Source organism: Pseudomonas sp. SORGH_AS_0211 (assembly GCF_031453455.1).
Taxonomy (GTDB): Bacteria; Pseudomonadota; Gammaproteobacteria; order Pseudomonadales; family Pseudomonadaceae; genus Chryseomonas; species Chryseomonas aestiva.
The window spans coordinates 3889542-3912485 of the sequence record NZ_JAVIZV010000001.1 but is presented as its reverse complement, the minus strand read 5'-3'; the positions used below and the strand labels follow the sequence as shown (position 1 = coordinate 3912485).

The 22944-nt window shown below is 67.1% G+C and carries 22 protein-coding genes; 10 read left to right on the top strand and 12 right to left on the bottom strand.

Annotated elements, in window-relative coordinates:
* Window positions 1-146: 146 nt before the first annotated feature.
* The 3 genes from QE393_RS18160 to QE393_RS18150 all read right to left on the bottom strand — a co-directional run bounded on the left by QE393_RS18160 (window position 147) and on the right by QE393_RS18150 (window position 3252).
* A complete protein-coding gene (locus QE393_RS18160; protein ID WP_208693115.1) occupies window positions 147-776 on the bottom strand; it encodes a phosphatase PAP2 family protein in 630 nt (209 codons plus the stop codon).
* Between the two features lie 170 nt (window positions 777-946).
* Window positions 947-2137 (bottom strand): methionine adenosyltransferase, encoded by a 1191-nt coding sequence (metK, locus tag QE393_RS18155; protein ID WP_064307819.1) that lies wholly within the window; start codon window positions 2135-2137, stop codon window positions 947-949.
* Between the two features lie 116 nt (window positions 2138-2253).
* A complete protein-coding gene (locus tag QE393_RS18150) occupies window positions 2254-3252 on the bottom strand; it encodes a metalloregulator ArsR/SmtB family transcription factor (protein ID WP_273806820.1) in 999 nt (332 codons plus the stop codon).
* A gap of 213 nt (window positions 3253-3465) precedes the next feature.
* Here QE393_RS18150 and QE393_RS18145 point away from each other — a divergent pair, with 213 nt between their 5' ends.
* The 5 genes from QE393_RS18145 to tkt all read left to right on the top strand — a co-directional run bounded on the left by QE393_RS18145 (window position 3466) and on the right by tkt (window position 9052).
* Window positions 3466-4107, top strand: a complete 642-nt coding sequence (locus QE393_RS18145; protein WP_133860511.1) for a paraquat-inducible protein A — start codon at window positions 3466-3468, stop codon at window positions 4105-4107.
* A complete protein-coding gene (locus QE393_RS18140; protein WP_405046262.1) occupies window positions 4104-4745 on the top strand; it encodes a paraquat-inducible protein A in 642 nt (213 codons plus the stop codon). Before QE393_RS18145 ends, QE393_RS18140 begins: the two co-directional genes overlap by 4 nt.
* Window positions 4729-6375 carry an intermembrane transport protein PqiB gene (locus tag QE393_RS18135; RefSeq protein WP_273806819.1) on the top strand — a complete coding sequence of 549 codons (1647 nt, stop codon included), beginning with the start codon at window positions 4729-4731 and terminating at the stop codon, window positions 6373-6375. Before QE393_RS18140 ends, QE393_RS18135 begins: the two co-directional genes overlap by 17 nt.
* Window positions 6372-6971, top strand: a complete 600-nt coding sequence (locus tag QE393_RS18130; RefSeq protein WP_273806818.1) for a membrane integrity-associated transporter subunit PqiC — start codon at window positions 6372-6374, stop codon at window positions 6969-6971. Before QE393_RS18135 ends, QE393_RS18130 begins: the two co-directional genes overlap by 4 nt.
* An 83-nt stretch (window positions 6972-7054) precedes the next feature.
* A complete protein-coding gene (tkt, locus tag QE393_RS18125) occupies window positions 7055-9052 on the top strand; it encodes a transketolase (RefSeq protein ID WP_273806817.1) in 1998 nt (665 codons plus the stop codon).
* 69 nt (window positions 9053-9121) lie between these two features.
* On the opposite strand, the gene QE393_RS18120 is transcribed toward tkt, so the two are convergent.
* From QE393_RS18120 to nrdH, 7 genes are all read right to left on the bottom strand, one after another.
* Window positions 9122-10987, bottom strand: coding sequence for a type VI secretion system tip protein VgrG (locus QE393_RS18120; RefSeq protein WP_310044932.1), 1866 nt, complete (start codon window positions 10985-10987; stop codon window positions 9122-9124).
* 87 nt (window positions 10988-11074) lie between these two features.
* Window positions 11075-11611, bottom strand: coding sequence for a methylated-DNA--[protein]-cysteine S-methyltransferase (locus QE393_RS18115; protein WP_310044929.1), 537 nt, complete (start codon window positions 11609-11611; stop codon window positions 11075-11077).
* Window positions 11608-13146, bottom strand: a complete 1539-nt coding sequence (locus QE393_RS18110; protein ID WP_310044928.1) for an AlkA N-terminal domain-containing protein — start codon at window positions 13144-13146, stop codon at window positions 11608-11610. Before QE393_RS18110 ends, QE393_RS18115 begins: the two co-directional genes overlap by 4 nt.
* A gap of 161 nt (window positions 13147-13307) precedes the next feature.
* Window positions 13308-14288 (bottom strand): class 1b ribonucleoside-diphosphate reductase subunit beta, encoded by a 981-nt coding sequence (nrdF, locus tag QE393_RS18105; protein WP_310044925.1) that lies wholly within the window; start codon window positions 14286-14288, stop codon window positions 13308-13310.
* A 10-nt stretch (window positions 14289-14298) separates the two neighbouring features.
* The gene (nrdE, locus tag QE393_RS18100; RefSeq protein WP_310044922.1) at window positions 14299-16440 is read right to left on the bottom strand and encodes a class 1b ribonucleoside-diphosphate reductase subunit alpha; all 2142 of its coding nucleotides are present in this window, start codon (window positions 16438-16440) and stop codon (window positions 14299-14301) included.
* Window positions 16422-16826, bottom strand: coding sequence for a class Ib ribonucleoside-diphosphate reductase assembly flavoprotein NrdI (gene nrdI, locus QE393_RS18095; protein ID WP_027598230.1), 405 nt, complete (start codon window positions 16824-16826; stop codon window positions 16422-16424). The genes nrdE and nrdI overlap by 19 nt, the downstream gene beginning before the upstream one ends.
* Before the next feature lie 10 nt (window positions 16827-16836).
* Complete coding sequence (nrdH, locus tag QE393_RS18090) at window positions 16837-17061, bottom strand: glutaredoxin-like protein NrdH (protein ID WP_059230613.1); 225 nt, start codon at window positions 17059-17061, stop codon at window positions 16837-16839.
* Window positions 17062-17524: 463 nt separating this feature from the next.
* Between nrdH and epd the strand changes: the two genes are divergently transcribed.
* The 5 genes from epd (at window position 17525) to fba (ending at window position 21465) form a co-directional block, all read left to right on the top strand.
* Complete coding sequence (gene epd / locus QE393_RS18085; protein WP_310044920.1) at window positions 17525-18568, top strand: erythrose-4-phosphate dehydrogenase; 1044 nt, start codon at window positions 17525-17527, stop codon at window positions 18566-18568.
* Between the two features lie 27 nt (window positions 18569-18595).
* Window positions 18596-19759: a phosphoglycerate kinase gene (locus QE393_RS18080; protein WP_027598233.1), complete on the top strand. Its 1164-nt coding sequence runs from the start codon at window positions 18596-18598 to the stop codon at window positions 19757-19759.
* A gap of 5 nt (window positions 19760-19764) precedes the next feature.
* Window positions 19765-19956, top strand: a complete 192-nt coding sequence (locus QE393_RS18075) for a hypothetical protein (protein WP_158890124.1) — start codon at window positions 19765-19767, stop codon at window positions 19954-19956.
* Complete coding sequence (locus tag QE393_RS18070) at window positions 19953-20282, top strand: MliC family protein (RefSeq protein WP_158890122.1); 330 nt, start codon at window positions 19953-19955, stop codon at window positions 20280-20282. The genes QE393_RS18075 and QE393_RS18070 overlap by 4 nt, the downstream gene beginning before the upstream one ends.
* Window positions 20283-20400: 118 nt before the next feature.
* Window positions 20401-21465, top strand: a complete 1065-nt coding sequence (gene fba / locus QE393_RS18065; RefSeq protein WP_059316498.1) for a class II fructose-bisphosphate aldolase — start codon at window positions 20401-20403, stop codon at window positions 21463-21465.
* 83 nt (window positions 21466-21548) lie between these two features.
* On the opposite strand, the gene QE393_RS18060 is transcribed toward fba, so the two are convergent.
* Both QE393_RS18060 and QE393_RS18055 read right to left on the bottom strand, forming a co-directional pair.
* Window positions 21549-22502, bottom strand: coding sequence for a nucleoside hydrolase (locus tag QE393_RS18060; RefSeq protein ID WP_310044918.1), 954 nt, complete (start codon window positions 22500-22502; stop codon window positions 21549-21551).
* A 56-nt stretch (window positions 22503-22558) separates the two neighbouring features.
* Entirely contained in the window at window positions 22559-22813 is a 255-nt protein-coding gene (locus tag QE393_RS18055) for a YebG family protein (protein ID WP_007161283.1), read from the bottom strand.
* Window positions 22814-22944 lie beyond the last annotated feature (131 nt).

Genomic DNA, 22944 nt, shown 5'->3' with positions numbered 1-22944 from the left:
CTCGGCGGCAAGGACTGACTTGGATAGGAGCGGCCGAAAGGCCCTGGCGTTCACCCCAGGAACGTCAGGGCTCTTGCCAGTCTAGGAGTCTCCTGGGTATTCGCCAGCCGCCGCGGCGTCTATTGCACGCGCCGAGCCCGAGTCCCTCAATTCTGCAGCGGTGCCACCCCGGCACGCTGATGGGCGCGGGTCCAGGGCTTCTGCTCGTCGGCGAATTTCACCGCCAGACGCTCCAGCACTCGTTGCGTCGGCGCGTTGGTGCCATGCAGCAGCAACAGGGGCAACAGCAGCAGGCTGGCGCCCAGCGCCGCCTGGCGCGGTCTGAGGTTGACCTCCTGGCCCCGCAGCAGCCACAGCAGGCTGCCGCTGGCGGCGTAGCCGATGGGCAGGCCGGTCACCACTTCCGAGATCGAGTGATAGCCCAGCACCACCCGCGAGACGGCGATGAGCAGGGCGCACAGCGCGCCGAGGGCGGCTGCGCTCAGCTGCAGCGACGGCCGCGCCCGGCTGGCCAGCAGCCAACCGAGGACCGGCAGCACGCTGCCCACCAGCATGGAATGGCCGCTGAAGCCGGTGAAGTCCAGGCGGGGGATGCCCAGGCCCCAACCGAAGAAGGCGATCTTCGACAGGGCAACGCTGAGGCCGGCGGCACCAAACAGCAGCAACCAGAGCAGTGCCGCGCGCGCGGACAGACCGGCCAGCAGCCAGAGCGCGATCAGGACGGCGCAGGGAAGCATCACCGAAGAATCGCCGAAGTTGGTGATGAACAGCCACATGGATAAGCAGACTCCTGGGGAAGACGAGGCATTCTGACCATCAGATGCCCAGAGGTTGCATCGCGCGTGCCAGGCTGTGGACTGGCGCAAGAAAGCGCTGGGATCCCGCTGGCAGACCCAGAAAAAAGCCCCGGCACCAGAGGTGGCGGGGCTGTTTGCCGAGCGGGGTGTTACAGACCGGCGGCGGCGCGCAGGGCGGCGGCGCGGTCGGTGCGTTCCCAGGTGAAGGTGGTGAAGGTGTCGTCGCCCACGGTGACTTCCTGCGGGTGGCGGCCGAAGTGACCATAGGCCGCGGTGGCCTGGTACATCGGATGCAGCAGGTCGAGCATGGTGGTGATGGCGTAGGGGCGCAGGTCGAAATGCTCGCGCACCAGCTGCACGATCTTCTCGTCGCTGATCTTGGCGGTGCCGAAGGTATTGATCGAGATGGAGGTGGGCTGGGCCACGCCGATGGCGTAGGACACCTGGATCTCGCAACGATCGGCCAGGCCGGCGGCGACGATGTTCTTGGCCACGTAGCGGCCGGCGTAGGCGGCGCTGCGGTCGACCTTGGACGGGTCCTTGCCGGAGAAGGCGCCACCGCCGTGACGGGCCATGCCGCCGTAGCTGTCGACGATGATCTTGCGGCCGGTCAGACCGCAGTCACCCACCGGGCCGCCAATGATGAACTGGCCGGTCGGGTTGATGTGGAACTGGGTGTCCTTGTGCAGCAGCTCGGCGGGGATGACGTGCTTGACGATCAGCTCCATCACGGCTTCGCGCAGGTCGGCGTACTTGACCTCGGGATTGTGCTGGGTGGACAGCACGATGGCGTCGATGCCGACCACCTTGCCGCCTTCGTAGCGGCAGGTCACCTGGGACTTGGCGTCCGGACGCAGCCAGGGCAGCAGGCCCGACTTGCGTGCCTCGGCCTGACGTTCCACCAGGCGGTGGGAGAAGGTGATGGGCGCGGGCATCAGCACATCGGTCTCGTTGCAGGCATAGCCGAACATCAGGCCCTGGTCACCGGCGCCCTGATCTTCCGGCTTGCTGCGATCGACGCCCTGGGCGATGTCCACCGACTGCTTGCCGATGATGTTGACGATGCCGCAGGTGGCGCCGTCGAAGCCCACGTCCGAGCTGTCGTAGCCGATGTCGACGATGACGTCGCGCACCAGTTGCTCCAGGTCGACCCAGGCGGAGGTGGTGACCTCGCCGGCGACGATGGCCACACCGGTCTTGACCAGGGTCTCGCAGGCCACGCGGGCATGCTTGTCCTGGGTGATGATGGCGTCGAGCACGGCATCGGAGATCTGGTCGGCGATCTTGTCCGGATGGCCTTCGGACACGGACTCGGAGGTGAACAGGGAATATTCGCTCATCGAATGGTTCCTAAATTACCAGGGGGTAGGGGCCCGCAGGCCGGTCGAGACAGCAGTTTCCTTGCTGGACATGACGCCCTTGAGCGTCGGGTCCGCCCGCCACTGGCCAGTTGGCCTCATGACGGGGTGTTTCCCTGATCCGGGCGCGCGAACTGGCGCACCTGGATCTGAAAGCCGTTGCGCAGGCCCAGGTAGAGGCTTTCGCCCGCCTGCAGGCCGGCGGCCTGGGCCCAGCGCGCCAGTTCGTCCTGGTCGAAGCCCAGCCAGAGATCGCCACAGGCCGCGCGGGCCCAGGTCTGGTCGTGGGGGCAGAGGTCGGTGATCACCAGGCTGCCACCCGGCGCCACGCGCCGGGCCAGTTGCTGCAGGGCTTCCGCCGGTGCGGCCAGATGGTGCAGGACCATGTTGAGGACCACGCAGTCGGCCGCTGGCAGCGGCTCGGCGAGGGCGTCGGCCAGTTGCAGTTCGACATGGGCGAGACCGTCGCGCTGGCAGCGCTGACGCGCCAGTTCGAGCATGGCCGGGCTGTTGTCCACCGCCACCACCCGGGCGAAGCGCCGCGCCAGGTCCGGCAGGAAGGCGCCGTCGCCCGGGCCCACCTCCAGCGCGCAGCCGCGCGGATCCAGGGCCAGGGCGTCCAGCAGGCTGAGCAGGCCGTCGCGATACTGCGGCAGGCTGGCGATCAGGTCCTGCTGGGCCTGGAATTTTTCCGCCACCCGGGCGAAGAAGTCGCGACTCACCGCCGCGCGCTGGGCATGCACCTCGCCGATCCGCGCCTGCACGGCGCCGGGCAGGGCCAGGCTGTCCACCTCTTCGAGCAGGGCGGCGTGCAGGGCGCCTCCCAGGCTGCCGGGACGCGGCAGGGCGCGGCGATAGAAGATGGCATTGCCCTCGCGGCGGGTGGCCACCAGCTGCGCCTGGGCCAGCACCTTGAGGTGGTGGCTGATGCCGGACTGGCCGGTGGCGAAGATCTGTGCCAGTTCCAGCACGCCGAAGGAGGCGCTGTGCAGGGCGCGCAGGACGTTCAGGCGCAGGGGATCGCCACCGGCCTTGCACAGGGCGGCGAGGGTGTCTCCTGGTTCCTGGCCGAGCGCCGGCACGCGTAGGGGATTCATGGGGCGCTAGTCTAGAGACCCGTCCCGGGCCTCGCAAGAAAAGCATCAAAAAGTTTTGATACTTGTCCGCAACGGCTGGCCGCGCATACCTTCGTCGAGGAAGGTAAGATGCCGGGGCCTTTTGCTCAGCGGTCTTCGCGGCGTTGCGGTAACGACCGCGAGACTCGCGCGTCCAACCTGCAGCCCTCTTCCAGGAGCGTCACCGGGTAACCCATGTCCGTCCAGCCACCATCCCCTTCCGCGCCTGCTGCCGGCACGCGCCTGGTGATCTGCGAGCACTGCGATTCGGTGCATCGCCTCGAACCCCTCGCGGTGGGTGAGCGGGCGCATTGTCTGCGCTGTGGCGCCTTGCTCTATCGCGCCAGCCGCCTGGATATCCAGGGCCTGCTGGCGCTGGCGATCGCCGCGGCGGTGCTGTTCGTGATCGCCAATGTCGGGCCGATCCTGCAACTCAGCTTTCGCGGCCTGCACAGCGAGGCGACCCTGCTGGAATCGGTGGTCGCCATGAGTCGCGGCTTTGCCGGACCCATGGCGCTGGTGGTGGCCATGACCCTGTTCGTGGTGCCGCTGCTGCAGATCGTCCTGCTGCTCTGGGTGCTCGGCTTCGCCCAGCTCGGCCGCCGCGCGCCCGGCTTCGCCACGGCCATGGTCACCCTGCACTACCTGCGGCCCTGGAGCATGATCGAGGTCTTCGTGCTCGGCGCCCTGGTGGCGGTGATCAAGCTCGCCGGGTTGCTGCACGTGGTGGTGGGCCTGGGGCTGTTCGGCATGGTCGGGCTGATGGTGGTCCTGCTGATCATCGCCAAGCGCGACCTGCACCCGCTGTGGGACGCCGTCGGGGAGCGTGAGCCGTGACCGCGCCCCAGCTGCCGCCGCGCGCCGACGAACTCGGCCTGTGCCTCTGCCACGTCTGCGGCAAGGTCTGCACCGCGCCACGCCGGCACAAGGCCGGCTGCCCGCGCTGCGGCTCGGCCCTGCACCGGCGCAAGCCGAACGTCTATGCCAAGACCTGGGCCTATCTGCTCGCCGCGCTGATCCTCTATATCCCGGCCAATACCCTGCCGGTGATGTTCACCGGTACTCTGGGCCGCGGCACGGAAAGCACCATCCTCGAAGGGGTGATCGAATTCTGGGAGAACGGCTCCTGGGGCGTCGCCCTGGTGATCTTCATCGCCAGCGTGGCGGTGCCCTCCATCAAGTTCCTGGTGCTCGGCACCCTGCTGGTGACCTGCCAGCGCCGCAGCGACTGGGCCACTGCCCAGCGTGCCCGGCTCTATCGCTTCGTCGAGCTGATCGGCTACTGGTCGATGCTCGACGTGATCGTGGTGGCCCTGGTATCGGCGCTGGTGCACTTCGGTGCCCTGAGTTCGGCGGCGCCGCGCCTGGGTATCGTGTTCTTTGGTTTCGTGGTGGTGCTGACGATGCTCGCCGCGATGAGTTTCGATCCCCGCTTGATCTGGGATGCAGAGGTGAACGATGACGGACAGGCATGAACCCGACGCCCTGGCGCCTACCCCCGAGGTACGCCGCAGTCGCTGGAGCGTATCGCTGATCTGGCTGGTGCCCATCGTGGCGGCCCTGATCGGGCTGTCCATGGTGATCCACAGCTGGGCCTCGCGCGGTCCGACCATCACGGTGACCTTTCTCACCGCCGAGGGCCTGGAAGCCGGCAAGACCCAGGTCAAGTACAAGAACGTGGTGATCGGCACCGTCAGCGACATCCAGCTGGCGCCGGATCGCAACCGGGTGATCACCACCATCGAGCTGGAAAAGTCCGCCGAGGGCTTCGCCACCAAGGACGCCCGCTTCTGGGTGGTGCGCCCGCGCTTCGGCGTCAATGGCGTCTCGGGGGTCGACACCCTGGTGTCGGGTGCCTTCATCGGCGCCGACATCGGCGATTCCAGCGAATCCCATCGCGACTTCCGCGGTCTGGAGCAGCCACCGGCGCTGATCCACGGGGCCTCGGGCAAGAGATTCATCGTCACCGCCGACGACATCGGCTCCCTGGACGTCGGCTCGCCGGTCTATTACCGGCGCATCCAGGTCGGCCGGGTGGTGTCCTTCCACCTCAATCCGGATGGCAAGGGCGTCAGCGCCCAGGTCTTCATCGATTCGCCCTACGACCGCTTCGTCACCGCCAACAGCCGCTTCTGGAACGCCAGCGGGGTCGATGTCTCGCTCAGCGCCTCCGGGCTTAAGCTCAACACCCAGTCGCTGGCTACGGTGGTGGCGGGCGGCATCGCCTTCGTCACCCCCGAATGGCCGAAGGATCCGCAGGAGGCCCAGGAAGACCAGAACTTCACCCTGTTCGACGACCAGACCAGCGCCCTGGCTCCGCCGGATGGCGAGCCCTTCTATGTACGGATGAGATTCCAGCAGTCGCTGCGCGGGCTGTCGACCGGAGCGCCGGTCGAGTTCCTCGGCATGAACGTCGGCCGGGTGGTGTCCCTGACCCCCGACTACGAGGACAGCCAGGATCGCTTCTCGCTGATCGTCGGCGCGGTCATCTATCCCCAGCGGCTGGGTGATGTCGGCAAGCGCATCGAGACCAAGGACCGCGACGGCAAGCTGTTCGCCGGCTGGGTGGCCCGCGGCCTGCGCGCCCAGGCCCGCACCGGCAACCTGCTGACCGGCCAGCTCTACATTTCCGTCGACTTCGTGCCCAATGCGCCCAAGGTGGCCTTCGACCCCCAGGCCAAGCCACTGTCGATTCCCACCGTCACCGGCAGCTTCGATCGCCTGCAGGAGCAGATGGCCGGCATCGTCAACAAGATCGACAAGATTCCCTTCGATTCCATCGGCAAGAATCTCGACACCAGCCTGGCGCAGCTCAGCGGCACCCTCAAGCAGCTCAACGCCGGGGTCCTGCCGCAACTGACCACCACCCTGATGGGCGTGCAGCAGCTTACCGGCAGCGCCAGCCAGAGCCTGGGCGCCGATTCGCCGGTGCAGCAGAATCTGACCCAGACCCTCGAAGAGATGCAGCGCATGGCGCGCTCCCTGCGCGTGTTCGGCGACTACCTCGGCCGCCATCCGGAATCCCTGATCCGCGGTCTGGTGACCGATCCGCCGCCCAAGTTCGAGCCGGGCTCCCGCGATCCCGCCAAAGGAAAACTGCAATGAAGCGCCTGACCTGTCTGGCTCTGCCCCTGCTGCTGGCTGCCTGTTCGTCCAAGGCGCCGCTCAACTACCACACCCTGACCAGTGCCGCGGAGCCCGCGACCCAGGCGCGCAGCGCCGGCTTCCGCTTCGCCCTGCAGGGCGTCTCGGTACCACCGCAGGTGGATCAGCCGCAACTGGTGGTCCGCCAGGGCGACGGCATCGCCCTGCTGGAAAACGAACGCTGGATCGCGCCCCTGGCCGACGAGGTGCGCAGCGCCCTGTCCGCCGACCTATCCCGGGACCTCGGTACCCTGGACCTGGGCGATGCCCCGCGCGGCAGTGGCACCCCGGTGCTGCGCATCAAGGTGGATCTGCAGCGCTTCGATTCGCAGCCCGGGCGGGGCGTCCAGCAGGACGCGCTCTGGACCCTGCGCCTGGCCGGGCCGGGCGGCGAGCGGGTGCTGACCTGTGGCAGCCGGATCAGCCAGCCCGCCGGCGGCACCTATGCCGAGGTCGTGGCGGCGCATCGCCAGGCCCTGGCGACCCTGGCCAGGCGCATCGAACCGGTGGCACGCGCCTTCGTGGTCGACGACGCCACGGTCTGCCCGGCGGGCTGAGGCGACCGCGCCGATTGCTGGAAGTGCCCTGGCTGGGCCAGAATAACGGCCCCTTCGCTCTGCCTCTGCCAGGAGACACCGCAATGCCCAGCCGTCGTGATCGAGCCAACGCCATCCGCGCCCTCAGCATGGATGCCGTGCAAAAGGCCAACAGTGGCCACCCCGGCGCCCCCATGGGCATGGCCGACATCGCCGAGGTGCTCTGGCACGATCAGCTCAAGCACAACCCTGGCAATCCCCTGTGGGCCGACCGCGACCGCTTCGTGCTGTCCAACGGCCACGGCTCCATGCTCATCTATTCGCTGCTGCACCTGTCCGGCTACGACCTGTCCATCGACGACCTGAAGAATTTCCGGCAGCTGCACAGCAAGACCCCCGGCCACCCCGAATACGGCTACGCCCCCGGCATCGAGACCACCACCGGTCCCCTGGGCCAGGGCATCGCCAATGCCGTGGGCTTCGCCCTGGCGGAAAAGGTCATGGCTGCCCAGTTCAACCGCGACGGCCACCGGATCGTCGACCACCACACCTACGCCTTCCTCGGCGATGGCTGCATGATGGAAGGCATCTCCCACGAGGTCTGCTCCCTGGCCGGCACCCTGGGCCTGTCCAAGCTGATCGCCTTCTACGACGACAACGGCATCTCCATCGATGGCGAGGTCGAGGGCTGGTTCACCGACGACACCCCCAAGCGCTTCGAGAGCTACGGCTGGCAGGTGATCCGCAACGTCGACGGCCATGACGCCGACGAGATCCAGACCGCCCTGGATACCGCGCGCAAGAGCGACAGGCCCACCCTGATCTGCTGCAAGACCGTGATCGGCTACGGCGCGCCGCACAAGCAGGGCAAGGAGGAGTGCCACGGCGCGCCCCTGGGCAACGACGAGATCCAGGCCGCGCGCGACCTGCTCGGCTGGGCCCATGCGCCCTTCGAGATTCCCGCCGACATTTATGCCGAGTGGAGCGCCCGGGAGCGCGGCGCCGCCGCCGAGGCCGAGTGGAACGAGCGTTTCGCCGCCTACGCCCAGGCCCATCCGCAGCTCGCCGCCGAGTTCAAGCGCCGGATGGCCGGTGACCTGCCCACCGATTTCGCCGAACGCGCCGCCGCCTTCATCCAGGACGTCGCCAGCAAGGGCGAGACCATCGCCAGCCGCAAGGCCAGCCAGAACGCCCTGCAGTTCTTCGGTCCGCTGCTGCCCGAGCTGCTTGGCGGTTCCGCCGACCTGGCCGGCTCCAACCTGACCCTGTGGAAGGGCGCCAAGGGCGTCACCGCCGAAGACGCCAGCGGCAACTATGTTCACTACGGCGTACGTGAATTCGGCATGAGCGCCATCATGAACGGCGTCGCCCTGCACGGCGGCCTGGTGCCCTACGGCGCGACCTTCCTGATGTTCATGGAATACGCCCGCAACGCGGTGCGCATGTCGGCGTTGATGAAGCAGCGGGTGCTCTATGTCTTCACCCACGACTCCATCGGTCTCGGCGAGGACGGCCCCACCCACCAGCCGGTGGAGCAACTGGCTTCGCTGCGCTACACCCCCAACCTGGACACCTGGCGTCCGGCCGACGCGGTGGAATCCGCCATCGCCTGGACCTCGGCCCTAGAGCGTCGCGACGGTCCCAGCGCGCTGATCTTCTCCCGCCAGAACCTGGCCCACAGCGTGCGTGACGCAGCCACCCTGGGCAACGCCGCGCGTGGGGGCTACGTGCTCAAGGACTGCAACGGCGAACCCGAGCTGATCCTCATCGCCACCGGTTCCGAAGTGGGCCTGGCGGTGCAGGCCTACGAGCGTCTGACCGCCGAAGGGCGCCAGGTGCGCGTGGTCTCCATGCCCAGCACCAGCGTCTTCGACCGCCAGAGCCCCGAGTATCGCCAGCAGGTCCTGCCGGTGGAAGTCGGCGCGCGCATCGCCATCGAGGCCGGCATCGCCGACTTCTGGTACAAGTACGTCGGTCTCGACGGTCGCATCATCGGCATGCACACCTACGGCGAATCCGCCCCGGCGGCTGCGCTGTTCGAGCACTTCGGCTTCACCCTGGACAATGTCCTGGCGGTGGCCGGCGAGTTGCTGGAAGACTGAGTCCTGCTGCGGTAATCCGAAAAGCCACGCCTGGGCGTGGCTTTTTTGTGCGCGGGATTCGGCACGCGCTCAGGGATTCACCCGGATGCTCGGTCCCGCCAGGATGACCCCGGCGGCATCCAGCTGCACAAAGCTGCCGCCGGTCCTGAGGGTGAGGCGGGCGCCGGCTTCCAGGACGATCTTCTGGCCACTGTGCAGCCGGATCTCGCTACCGGCCTCGACCAGCAGGCTGCCGTCCAGCCGCAGATGCTGACTCGCGCCGATGTCCAGGTGATCGTCGGCGCGCACCTCGGTGCGGCGTTCGCCCTGGGTGATGCGGTGTTCCTCGGCGTGGAAGGTGCTGTAGCTGTTGCCCCGGATGCGCTGATGGCGCTCGTGGCCGATCTCGCTGCGATGGTCGTGGCCGATACGTTCGTCCCAGTCGCGCTGGGCATGGACGTGGATTTCCTCCTGCCCCTGGCGATCCTCGCTGCGAATTTCGTTGTAGCCGTGGCCCCCGGGGCTGCTCAGCGTCTTGAAGGTGCTGCGGGTCTTGTCCCTGGGCAGTTCCAGTGGCGGCCGCTGCTCGGCGTGGTACAGGCAGCCGATCACCAGCGGCTGATCGGGATCGCCTTCGAGAAAGCCGACCAGTACCTCCATGCCGATCCGCGGCAGGCTCAGGGCGCCGTGGCCGTTACCGGCCCAGCCGCTGGCGACCCGCAGCCAGCAACTGCTGCGCTCATCCGCCTGGCCTTCGCGATCCCAGTGGAATTGCACCTTGATCCGGCCCAGGGCATCGCAATGGATGTCCTCGCCGGCCGGTCCGGTGACCACGGCGCTCTGGGCGCCCAATAGTCGGGGTTTGGGATGGCGCAGGGGCAGGCGGAAGGGCAGCGCCCACGGCCGCGCGACAAAGCTGTTGCGATAGCCCTGGGCGAAGCCGTCGGCCGGGATGCGGTCGGCAACGTCTTCCTCCAGGACCTGCGGCTGGCGGCCCTGGTGCTGGATCTCGGTCAACAGCCAGAGCTGATTCCAGTCGGTACGCGGATGCTGTTCCAGGGGCAGGAGGTGCCCGCTCACCAGGCTGGGCTGGTCGCTCGTGCCCTGGGCCTGGAGGGCGTCGCCTCTCAGGCGTTCCAGGCGCCGGCTGCTCAGGCGCTGCCCGCTTGCGCGATCGGTGAAGCGACCGGGAAAGCCATAGTCTTCCAGCGCCGGTCGGGCCGGGTCGTCGCTGCCGCTCTGCAGGTGCAGCCGTGGCCGCAGCGGGTCGTGATCGCGCAGGAGGCTGGCGCTGCTGCGGATCTGCAGCGCGACCGCCAGGTGGCTGATCACGGGCTCGTCCGCCACCAGGCCGCTGCCGGGTAGGTAGCGGGTGGCACCCAGCTGCGCAAAGCCGGTGGCGTCATCGCCAAGGACCAGCACATGACCGTCGCGACGATGCTGGTGGTGGAAGTGCAGGCCCTCTTCCTCGCAGAGGCGGGTGAGAAAGGCCAGATCGCTTTCACCGTACTGCACGCAGTAGGCGCGCGGCGGATAGCGCGTCGGCCCCAGCGCGAAGCGATAGTCGCCGGCGAGGATGCCGTGCTCCTCGAGGAGCTGCGTGAGGATCTCGGGGACGCTGCGCCCCTGGAAGATGCGGGAATTGACGCGGTGGGCCAGGCGGGCCAGGCGTGGCACCAGCTCGGCGCGATAGCGGGTCAGGCGTTGGCCGGAATCGCCCTGGGCCACGGCGGCGAGCAGGCCGTGGATGCCCTGTTCGCCCGCACCCAGGGCGAGAAAGGCGGGCTGCTGCAACAGTGATTCTAGCGGCCAGTCCGGGCGCTCGCTGACCAGCTCAAGCTGGAAGCGATAGGGCTGGCCGATGGCTTCGTGGCCGACGAAGGCGAGCACCTGGAAATCGTGGGCGACGCCATCCAGCGTCAGGGTGAAGGTCGGGGCATTGGCTGAACGGGACATCGCATCGCATCCTTGCGCATGGAAAATTCCAGTTTGCGCTACAGGACTGCACTGGCTCAAGCGCTGGAAGTCCCATTCTAGAGCCTTCTAGCCGGCGGTTTCTGGCGCGGTGCCGGGTTGGGGCGCGGCGAAGAGATCCCGCGGCGGCGGCAGCGCGCCTTCCAGCTCCAGCAGGAATTGCTTGGTCGGCAGGCCGCCGCCAAAGCCGGTCAGGGCGCCGGACGCCCCTATCACCCGGTGGCAGGGCAGCACGATGGGCAGCGGATTGCGGCCATTGGCGGCGCCCACCGCGCGCATCGCCTGGGGGCGGCCGAGGTGGCTGGCGAGCTGACCATAGCTCCAGGTCTGGCCGTGAGGGATCTCCGCCAGGGCCTGCCAGACCGCCAGCTGGAAGGGGGTGCCGCGCGGTGCCAGCGGCAGCTCGAAGGTCTGGCGTTGGCCGGCGAAGTACTCGCCGAGTTGCTGGCGGGCCAGGTCGAGGATCGGATGGTCGGCGGCGCTCCAGCTGGCGTCGCGCTTGGCCAGGTAGCGATTCTCGGGAAACTCCACCACGCGCAGGCCACTGTCGTCGGCGGCCAGGGTGAGCGTTCCTATGGGGCTGTCCAGCAGGCAGTAGGCGATCATCGGGGCGACTCCTTGGCGAGACGGGTGGGAACGGGTTCGGCGGGCGCATCGGCGGGCGCCTTCCAGGTGGCTTCGCGCCAGACCTGCATCACCCCGTAGGCGCGCCAGGGCCGCCAGGCTTCGGCGCGGGCGTACAAGGCCTTGGCGGTGAGGCGTTCGCCCGGGGCAGCCAGGCGCTTCTGCAGCACCAGGTCTTCCACCGGACAGGCATCGGGGTGAGCCAGGGCGCGCAGGGCGATGTACTGGGCGGTCCAGGGACCGATGCCCTTGAGGGCGATCCAGCGCCGGGTGAAGTCGTCCAGGGTGCGTCCGGTGTCGAAGTCCACCTCGCCGGCGCGCAAGGCGCGGGCCACGGTGCCCAGGGTGCCGGCGCGGGCGCGGATCAGGCCGAGGCCGGTGAGGTCTTCCAGGGCGGCATCGGCCAGGGCGTCGACCGTGGGAAAGAAGTGGTGCAGACCGGCTGGTGGGCGACTGGCCTCGTGGCCGGGCTCGCCCCAGGGGCGCCCGAAGCGCTGCACCACTCGGGCGGTCATGGTGGTGGCCGCCACCACGCTGACCTGCTGGCCGATGACGGCGCGCACGGCGATCTCGAAGCCGTCCCAGCCACTGGGCAGGCGCAGGCCGGGCCGGCGCGCCACCAGTTCGGCGAGGGTCGGATCGACCGCCAGGCCCTGGGCGATGGCTTCGGGATCGGCGTCCAGATCGAACATGCGGCGGATCCGCGCCACTGCCGCTTGCAGCTCGCCAGGGGCGGCGCCGTGCAATTCCAGGCGCAGCGCCGGCGTGTCGGCGTCCCAGGCCGAGACGCGCAGCCAGCCCGGCTGTTCGGGGGTGCCGATCACCCGGGCGTAGCTGGTGTCGTCCAGCACCTCGACACCGGGCAGGGCGTGGCCGCGGAGGAAATCCAGCTGGGCGGTGAAGTCGTAGGGCGGACGATAGGCCAGGCGCAGGACCAGCACCGGCGAAGGCGCGGCCTGACCCTTGCGCACCTGGCTGGGGGCCAGGTCATAGGCGTCGCGAAAGGCAGTGTTGAAGCGTCTCAGGCTGCCGAAGCCGGCGGCCAGGGCCACCTCGGTGATCGGCAGCCGGGTCTCGCTGAGCAATTGCTTGGCGAACAGCAGCCGGCGGGTGGTGAGCACCGCCAGGGGCGCGGCGCCCAGGCGCTCGACGAACAGCCGGCGCAACTGGCGTTCGCTGAGATCGAGGCGGGCGGCGAGGGCGGGCAGGCCGCCGTCCTCCAGGCCTTCGTCCATCAGGCGCAGGGCACGGGCCAGGGTGGCGTCGCCGCGTTGCCAGTGGCCGCCGGCCGGGGAGAGTTCGGGGCGACACCTCAGGCAGGGGCGATAGCCGGCGGCCTCGGCGGCCGCGGCGCTGGGGTAGTAGCTGACGTTTTCCGGGCGCGGCGGTTGCGCCGGGCACACCGGCCGGCAATAGATGCCGGTGGTGAGCACCGCGGTGTAGAACAGGCCGTCGAAGCGCGGGTCCCGCGCCAGGCGGGCGCGTTCGAAGGCGGGAATATCGGGGAAGGCGTTCATGGCGGCAGGTTAGCACCGCCGGGAAGGGGTGACTGGCCGTTTTCGGACGGGACCGCTGAGGTGGGCGAGACATCTTTATCGCGGTCATGGCGGTTCGCCGGCGCGACCGCTCCTACAGGAGCATCAGGCGTTCGTAGGAGCGGCCCATGGCCGCGATTAGGTTAGAAATCCCAATCCTCGTCTTCGGTGCTCACCGCCTTGCCGATGACATAGGACGAACCCGAGCCGGAGAAGAAATCGTGGTTTTCGTCGGCGCTGGGCGACAGGGCGGCGAGGATCGCCGGGCTGACGTCGGTCATGCTGCTGGGGAACAGCGCTTCGAAGCCCAGGTTCATCAGCGCCTTGTTGGCGTTGTAGTGGAGGAATTTCTTCACGTCCTCGCTCCAGCCGACGCTGTCGTAGAGGTCCTCGGTGTAGGCCACCTCGTTGTCGTAGAGGTCCTGCAGCAGTTCGTAGGCGAAATCCTTGACCTGCTGGCGGCGCTCCGGACTTTCCTTGGCCAGGGCCTGCTGGAATTTGTAGCCGATGTAGTAGCCGTGCACCGCCTCGTCGCGAATGATCAGGCGGATCAGGTCGGCGGTATTGGTCAGCTTGGCGCGGCTGGACCAGTACATCGGCAGGTAGAAGCCCGAATAGAACAGGAAGGATTCCAGGAAGACGCTGGCCACCTTGCGCAGCAGCGGGTCCTCGGCGTGGTAGCGCGCGAGGATCAGGTCGGCCTTGGTCTGCAGATAGGGATTCTCTTCGCTCCAGCGATAGGCCTCGTCCACGTCCGGCGTCGAGCAGAGGGTGGAAAAGATCGAGCTGTAGGAGCGCGCATGGACCGCCTCCATGAAGCCGATGTTGGCGATCACCGCCTCTTCGTGGGGGGTGACGGCATCGGCCAGCAGGGTCGGGGCGCCCACGGCGTTCTGGATGGTGTCCAGCAGGGTCAGGCCGGTGAAGACGCGGATGGTCAGCTGCTGCTCCTTGGGCGTCAGGGTCGCCCAGGAGGGGATGTCGTTGGACAGCGGGATCTTTTCCGGCAGCCAGAAGTTGCCGGTCAGGCGGTTCCACACCTCCAGGTCCTTGTCGTCCTGGATGCGGTTCCAGTTGATGGCGTTGATGCGGTTCAGGCGCTGAGCGGTGACGGGTGCGTTCATGGCGATTTCCTCACAGGCTGCAGGACACGCAGCCCTGCACCTCGGTGCCTTCCAGGGCGGCCTGGCGCAGGCGGATGTAGTAGAGCGTCTTGATGCCCTTCTTCCAGGCATGGATCTGCGCCCGGTTGATGTCGCGGGTGGTGGCGGTGTCGCGGAAGAACAGCGTCAGCGACAGCCCCTGGTCGACATGGCGGGTGGCCTCGGCATAGGTGTCGATGATCTTTTCCGGGCCGATCTCGTAGGCGTCCTGGTAATACTCCTGGTTATCGTCGGCCAGGTAGGGCGCCGGGTAGTAGACGCGGCCCAGCTTGCCTTCCTTGCGGATCTCCACCTTGGCGACGATGGGGTGGATGCTCGAGGTGGAGTGGTTGATGTAGGAGATCGAGCCGGTGGGCGGGATGGCCTGGAGGTTGCGGTTGAACAGCCCATGGGCCATCACCGAGGCCTTGAGTTCCTGCCAGTCGGCGCGGGTCGGCAGGCGGATGCCGGCGGCCTCGAACAACTCGGCCACCCGGGGGGTACGGGGGGTGAAGTCGCCCTCGGTGTACTGGTCGAAATAGGCGCCGCTGGCGTACTTGGAGTCGGCGAAGCCCTGGAAGCTCTGGCCATGTTCGATGGCCAGGCGATTGGAGGCGCGCACCGCATGGTAGGTGACGGTGTAGAAATACAGGTTGGTGAAATCCAGGCCTTCCGGCGAGCCGTAGTGGATGTGCTCGCGGGCCAGGTAGCCGTGCAGGTTCATCTGCCCCAGGCCGATGGCGTGGGAGGCGGCGTTGCCGGCGGCCACCGAGGGCACGCAGCGGATGTCGCTCATCTCCGAGACCGCGGTGAGACCGCGGATGGCGGTCTCCACGGTGCGGCCCAGGTCCGGTGAATCCATGGTGCGGGCGATGTTCAGCGAGCCCAGGTTGCAGGAGATGTCCTGGCCGATGTGCTCATAGCCCAGGTCTTCGTCGAAGCGGCTGGGGGTGTTGACCTGGAGGATCTCCGAGCAGAGGTTGCTCATGTTGATGCGTCCGGCGATGGGGTTCGCGCGATTCACCGTGTCTTCGAACATCAGGTAGGGATAACCGGACTCGAACTGGATCTCCGCCAGGGTCTGGAAGAATTCCCGGGCGTTGATCTTGCGCTTGCGGATGCGCGCGTCGGCCACCATCTCCGCGTATTTCTCGCTGACGCTGATGTCGGCGAAGGGCACGCCATAGACCCGCTCCACGTCGTAGGGCGAGAACAGGTACATGTCGGCGTTGCGCTTGGCCAGCTCGAAGGTGATGTCCGGGATGACCACGCCGAGGGACAGGGTCTTGATGCGGATCTTCTCGTCGGCGTTCTCGCGCTTGGTGTCGAGGAATCTCAGGATGTCCGGGTGATGGGCGTTGAGGTAGACGGCGCCGGCGCCCTGGCGCGAACCCAGCTGGTTGGCATAGGAGAAGGCGTCTTCCAGCAGCTTCATGATCGGGATGATGCCGGAGGACTGGTTCTCGATGCGCTTGATCGGGGCGCCGACCTCGCGCACGTTGCTCAGCAGGAAGGCCACGCCACCGCCGCGCTTGGAGAGCTGCAGCGCCGAGTTCACGGCGCGGCCGATGGACTCCATGTTGTCTTCGATGCGCAGGAGGAAGCAGGACACCAGCTCGCCGCGCTGGCGCTTGCCGGCGTTCAGGAAGGTCGGGGTGGCCGGCTGGAAACGGCCGCTGATCATCTCGTCCACCAGGGACTCGGCCAGCTGTTCGTCACCGCGCGCCAGACTCAGGGCGACCATGCACACCCGGTCTTCGTAGCGTTCCAGGTAGCGCTGGCCGTCGAAGGTCTTGAGGGTGTAGCTGGTGTAGTACTTGAAGGCGCCGAGAAAGCTCTGGAAACGGAATTTGTAGGCATAGGCGCGCTCGAACAGCGCCTTCACGAAGGCCGGCGCGTACTGCTCCAGCACCGCCGCCTCGTAGTAGCCCTTGTCCACCAGATAGCCGAGTTTCTCGTCCAGGTTATGGAAGAACACCGTGTTCTGGTTGACGTGCTGCAGGAAGTACTGCCGCGCCGCCTGGCGGTCCTTGTCGAGTTGCAGCTCGCCGTTGGGACCGTAGAGATTGAGCATGGCGTTGAGCGCGTGATAGTCCGCGTCGCTGCCGGTCGGGGTCAGGCCTGCCGTTGCCAAAAGTCGTTCACTCCCGTGCGTACCCGGTCGACATCCTCCGTCGTGCCGAGCAATTCGAATTGGTAGAGCAGGGGCACCGCGCATTTCTGGGCGACGATGCGTCCACCCAGGCAGTAGCCCTCGCCGAAATTGGTGTTGCCGGCGGCGATGACGCCGCGGATCAGGGCGCGATTGTGCGGATCGTTGAGAAAGTGGATCACCGGCTTGGGCACCGCGCCCTTGCTGCCGCCGCCGCCATAGGTCGGCAAGACCAGGATGTAGGGCTCGCGGGCCTTGAGCGGTTCGGCGGCGGGATCCTGGGGAATGCGCCGCGCCGGCAGCCCGAGTTTCTCGACGAATCTATGGGTGTTCTCCGAGGTGCTGGAGAAATACAGCAGCTCGCCCATGGCCCCGGCCTCAAGCCACCAGCTGGCCGAGCTTGTCCGGGCGGAAGCCGGCCCAGTGGTCGTCACCGGCCACCACCACCGGCACCTGGCGATAGCCCAGGGATTCCACGGTCTGGCGCGCCTGGGCGTCCTGCTCGATATCCACCACCTGGTAGGTGATGCCCTGACGATCCAGGGCGCGATAGGTGGCGTTGCACTGCACGCAGGCGGGCTTGCTGTAGATGGTGATGGTCATGGCTGACTCCTGTCCTCAGTGGGGCGAATTCAAAGGAAAAAGCCTGACGCCAGCCGGCTTTTGCCAGGGCGGCGCGGGTCTTTTCCTTCGAGTTCGGCTTGGGCCTCAAGTTCGGTCCAGATACTACATATGGTGTTTTGTAATTTCTACAACACAACAAGTGGGGTTTTTGATCTGGGTCATGCTGTTGATCTATCACCCCTGGGTAACGATTTCTGCTTGCCCCTGAAGGGCCCTTTGGGTAGTCCTGACGTTCATGGAACTACCTCTACCGCTGCCCGGCTGACAACGATCCCGCGCGGATGCGGCAGGAGGCCCGGGCCAGGCGGCGGATTTCTTTCCTGTCTGCCAAGGAGAGCGCCTTTTTGTAGTGCGAAAGTCGACCTGACGACCCTGGCGACTCCCATTCGTCGTCGAACCGCCGCATAATCGGCCTTTCGCTTGCGCCCGAGTCAGTTCACGCATGAGTTCCGCTCGCTATCGCCTCGCTCTCAACGGCTACGGTCGCATCGGTCGTTGCGTGTTGCGCGCGCTGCACGAGCGCGGCGCGGCGACCGAGCTCGCCATCGTCGCCCTCAACGATCTGGCCGACCGGCCCAGCCTGGAATACCTCACCCGTTTCGATTCCACCCATGGCCGCTTTCCCGGCCGGGTCGCGCTGGAGGGTGAGCGCCTGCGCATCGGCGATCAGGCCCTGGAGATCCGCCGCGAGGCCGAGCCCGAGCGGGTGGACTGGCGGGCACTCGACGTCGATCTGGTGCTGGAATGCTCCGGTGCCTTCAGCACCCGTGCCGAGGCCGGGCGTTTTCTCGCCGCCGGTGCGCCGCGGGTGCTGTTCTCCCAGCCCATGGTCAGCGAGACCGACGTGGACGCCACCGTGGTCTACGGGGTCAACCAGCAGGCCCTGCGCGGTGACGAGACACTGGTCTCGAATGCCTCCTGTACCACCAACTGCAGCGTCCCGGTGCTGAAACTTTTGCACGAGACCCTGGGTCTGGAGTACGTCTCCATCACCACGATCCACTCGGCCATGAACGACCAGCCCGTGATCGACGCCTACCATGCCGAAGATCTGCGGCGGACGCGGTCGGCGTTCCAGTCGATCATCCCGGTGGCGACCGGCCTGGCGCGCGGCATCGAACGCCTGCTGCCCGAGCTCGGCGGGCGCATCCAGGCCCGCGCCGTGCGCGTACCCACGGTCAACGTCTCCTGCCTGGACATCACCTGCATCGTCGGCCGCGACACCACGGCGCCGGCGCTCAACACCCTGTTGCGTGACGCCGCCCAGAGCGGTCCCCTGGCCGGGCTGATCGACTACACCGAGTTGCCCCACGCCTCCTGCGATTTCAACCACGATCCCCATTCCGCCATCGTCGATGGCAGCCAGACCCGCGTTTCCGGCCCCCGGCTGGTCAATCTGCTGGTGTGGTTCGACAACGAATGGGGCTTCGCCAACCGCATGCTCGACGTCGCCGGCCATTGGCTGCGCATCGCCAAGCCCACCTGAAACAAGCACAACTAAGGGATTGCCTGTATGTCCGTGTTGAAAATGAGCGACCTCGATCTGAAGGGTAAGCGCGTCCTGATTCGCGAAGACCTCAACGTTCCGGTGAAGGAAGGCCAGATCAAGAGCGATGCCCGCCTGGTCGCCGCCCTGCCGACCCTCAAGCTGGCCCTGGAAAAAGGGGCCGCGGTGATCGTCTGCTCGCACCTGGGTCGTCCCACCGAAGGCGAGTTCAGCGAGGAAAACAGCCTGGCCCCGGTCGCGGCCTACCTGAGCAAGGCCCTGGGCCGCGAGGTGCCCCTGGTGAAGGACTACCTGGACGGCGTCCAGGTGGAGCCGGGTCAGCTGGTGCTGCTGGAGAACGTGCGCTTCAACGCGGGCGAGAAAAAGAACGCCGATGAGCTGGCGAAGAAATACGCCGCCCTGTGCGACATCTTCGTCATGGACGCCTTCGGCACCGCCCACCGCGCCGAGGGTTCGACCCATGGCGTGGCCAAGTTCGCCAAGGTCGCCGCGGCCGGTCCGCTGCTGGCCGCCGAGCTGGACGCCCTGGGCAAGGCGCTGGGCAATCCCGCCCGCCCGATGGCCGCCATCGTCGCCGGCTCCAAGGTCTCCACCAAGCTGGACGTGCTCAACTCCCTGGCGCAGATCTGCGACCAGCTGATCGTCGGCGGCGGCATCGCCAACACCTTCCTCGCCGCGGCCGGCTACAAGGTCGGCAAGTCGCTGTACGAAGCCGATCTGGTGGACACCGCCAAGGCCATCGCCGCCAAGGTCAGCGTGCCGCTGCCGGTGGACGTGGTGGTCGCCAAGGAATTCGCCGAGACCGCCCAGGCCACTACCAAGTCGATCAACGACGTGGCCGACGACGACATGATCCTCGACATCGGCCCGGTCAGCGCCCAGCAATTCGCCGACCTGCTCAAGTCGGCCAAGACCATCCTCTGGAACGGTCCGGTGGGCGTCTTCGAATTCGACCAGTTCGGCGAAGGCACCCGCACCCTGGCCCAGGCCATCGCCGACAGCGACGCCTTCTCCATCGCCGGTGGTGGCGACACCCTGGCCGCCATCGACAAGTACGGCATCGGCGAGAAGGTCTCCTATATCTCCACCGGTGGCGGCGCCTTCCTCGAATTCGTCGAGGGCAAGGTCCTGCCGGCCGTCGAAGTCCTCCAGCAACGCGCCCAGGAGTAATCGCCATGCGTACGCCGCTGCTTGTCTGTTCCGCTGTCCTGATGCTGGCCGGTTGCGCCGGTGGCAATGCCGACAAGGCCTGCGCAGTGTTCGCGCCGCCGCCTGCGGCGGCCGCCACGCCCACGGCGCAGAACGGCGAGCGCGTCGATACGCTCACCGGCAACGCCAGCCGCCCGGCCAGCGGTTGCGCCCAGTGAAGGGGCGCACGCTCGCCCTCGGGCTGCTGAGTCTCGCCCTGCTGGCCGGTTGCGCCGGCCGCGGCGCGCAGCAGACCGGAGGCTGGACCCACTGGGTCTGCGATTCCAAGGCGGCCTTCGACTGGCGCTATGTGGATCGCAGCCAGTCCATCGTCGACCTCAAGCTGGAAGGCGATGGCCTGATCCGCCATCTCAACCGCGAACCGGCCACCGATGGCCAGTCCTATACCGACGGGCTGGTGGCTTTGCATATCCGCGGCGACCAGGGCCTCGTCTACTGGATCGCCAACAACGACCTCATCGGTCGCGGCTGCCGGACGCCTTGAACGGGCGAATGTCAGCTGAACCGATTAATCCAGGGCGGCCAGGGGTCGGCCGCTTGAACCCTGCCAGCCGCTCATGCAGGCTGGCGCCACCACCGCCTTTGTAGGGAGATAATCACCAATGGCACTCGTCAGCATGCGTCAGCTGCTGGATCACGCCGCCGAATTCGGCTACGGCGTTCCGGCCTTCAACGTCAACAACCTCGAGCAGATGCGCGCCATCATGGAAGCCGCCGACAAGACCGATTCGCCGGTCATCGTCCAGGCCTCCGCCGGTGCCCGCAAGTACGCCGGCGCTCCCTTCCTGCGTCACCTGATCCTGGCCGCGGTGGAAGAATTCCCGCATATCCCGGTGGTCATGCACCAGGACCACGGCACCACCCCCGACATCTGCCAGCGCTCGATCCAGCTGGGCTTCTCCTCGGTGATGATGGACGGCTCGCTGATGGCCGACGGCAAGACGCCGTCCGACTACGACTACAACGTGCGCGTCACCCAGCAGACCGTGGCCTTCGCCCATGCCTGCGGCGTGTCCGTGGAAGGCGAGCTGGGTTGCCTGGGCAGCCTGGAGACCGGCATGGCCGGTGAAGAAGACGGCGTGGGCGCCGAAGGCACCCTGGATCACAGCCAGCTGCTGACCGATCCGGAAGAAGCCGCCCAGTTCGTCAAGGCCACCAAGGTCGATGCCCTGGCCATCGCCATCGGCACCAGCCACGGCGCCTACAAGTTCACCAAGCCGCCGACCGGAGACACCCTGTCGATCCAGCGCATCAAGGAAATCCACGCGCGCATCCCGGACACCCACCTGGTCATGCACGGCTCCAGCTCGGTGCCCCAGGAGTGGCTGAAGATCATCAACGAGTACGGTGGCGACATCAAGGAAACCTACGGCGTGCCGGTCGAAGAGATCGTCGAAGGCATCAAGTACGGGGTCCGCAAGGTCAACATCGACACCGACCTGCGTCTGGCGTCCACCGGTGCCATCCGCGAGTTCATGGCCAAGAACCGCAGCGAGTTCGATCCGCGCAAGTACCTGGCCAAGACCGTGACCGCCATGCGTGAAGTCTGCATCGCCCGTTACGAAGCCTTCGGCACCGCCGGCCAGGCCTCCAAGATCAAGCCGATCTCCCTGGATGCCATGTTCGAGCGTTATGCCCGCGGCGAACTGGATCCCAAGGTCAACTGATCCCAGGTTGCAGAAAAGGCCCCGTAAGGGGCCTTTTTTTCGCCTGTCGATCGCTTGCAGCCCGAACGGTGGCGCGCCGCGTCCTACCGCCCGGTTGCGGTCAGGACCTCTTCCATCCAGGCGACCATGGCGGCGCCGTCCATGTCCAGGCAGACCGTTACCAGCGGGTTGCCGGACCAGCGCCCGTCTAGGTAGGCGCGACCCTCGGGCGCGAAGAAGGTCTGGCCTTCCGCCAGGCCTTCGGTGCCGACGCTGAGATGGCCGCGCGCGGTGTGGAACAGCTCAGGACGGCGCAGGTAGGCGAGGGCGCAGCTGTCGTGGGGGTGGCAGCCGTCGATGTCCTTCACGCTGCGGTAGAAGTCCGCATAAAAATCATAGCTGCGCGCGAGCACCTCACCCAGGGCGCCCTGGCACGCCGCGATGCGCTGCAGGCGGGGCGGGTCGAGGACGGCGCGGTGGGTGGCGTCGAGGCCGACCAGGGTCAGCGGCCAGGGGGCGGCGAAGACCCGCGCCGCGGCATGGGGATCGGAAAAGATATTGGCTTCGGCCACCGGCGTGACGTTGCCCGGCTCGACGATGGCGCCGCCCATCACCACCACCTCGCGGACGCGGTCGACGATCGTGGGATCCAGCGCCAGGGCGAGAGCCAGGTTGCCCAGCGGCCCGACCGCCACCAGGGTGATCTCGCCCGGTCGCAGGCGGGTCTGCTCGACGATGAAACGCGCGGCGTCCAGGGCGTGGGGCGCCTGGCCCGGCGCGGGGAGCTGCTGATTGCCCAGGCCATCCTGGCCATGCACATGCAGGGCATGGTTGCCGGCCGGCTTGACCAGGGGTTCGGCGACGCCCGCGGCGACGGGCGTGTCCCGGCCAGCCAGCTCGGTGAGCAGCAGGGCGTTACGGGTCGCCGTGGTGACCGGCACATTGCCAAAGGTGGTGGTCAGGCCGATCGCCTCGAAGGCGGAATCGGCAAACAGCAGGGCGATGGCCTGGGCGTCGTCCACGCCAGGATCGGTATCGAAGATGATGGGAAGGGACAAGAGGCTTTCTCCGGCTCGGATCTCTTCCCAGGCTACCCGAGGGGCAGCGCCTCTTGCTAGCTGGGCAGGTCCAACTCGCCCAGCGCATCCGGCTGGTTGCGAAACGCCCGGGCGAAGACCTCGCGATTGCGGGCCATGAACAGCCCCAGGTCTTCGCACTGCTTTTCGGCAAGACCGGGTACGGCCTTGTCCAGCACGCTGGCGAGCGACTCGGCCAGCTCCAACATCTTGTCGTGACGATCGGCTTCGGCTTTATCCATGAACAGGCGCTCCGGATCTCGGCTGCTGCGATACAACACTTCGACGGCCATGCGTCACCTCGTATTCTGTATCTGGTTATATATACAGTATTCGGCTTGCGGTGGGATTGCAAGGACTACCGCTCGGCGGTCAGCATCCTGCCAGTCATGGCAATTTGCCAATCGTTCGACATTTCTGCGTG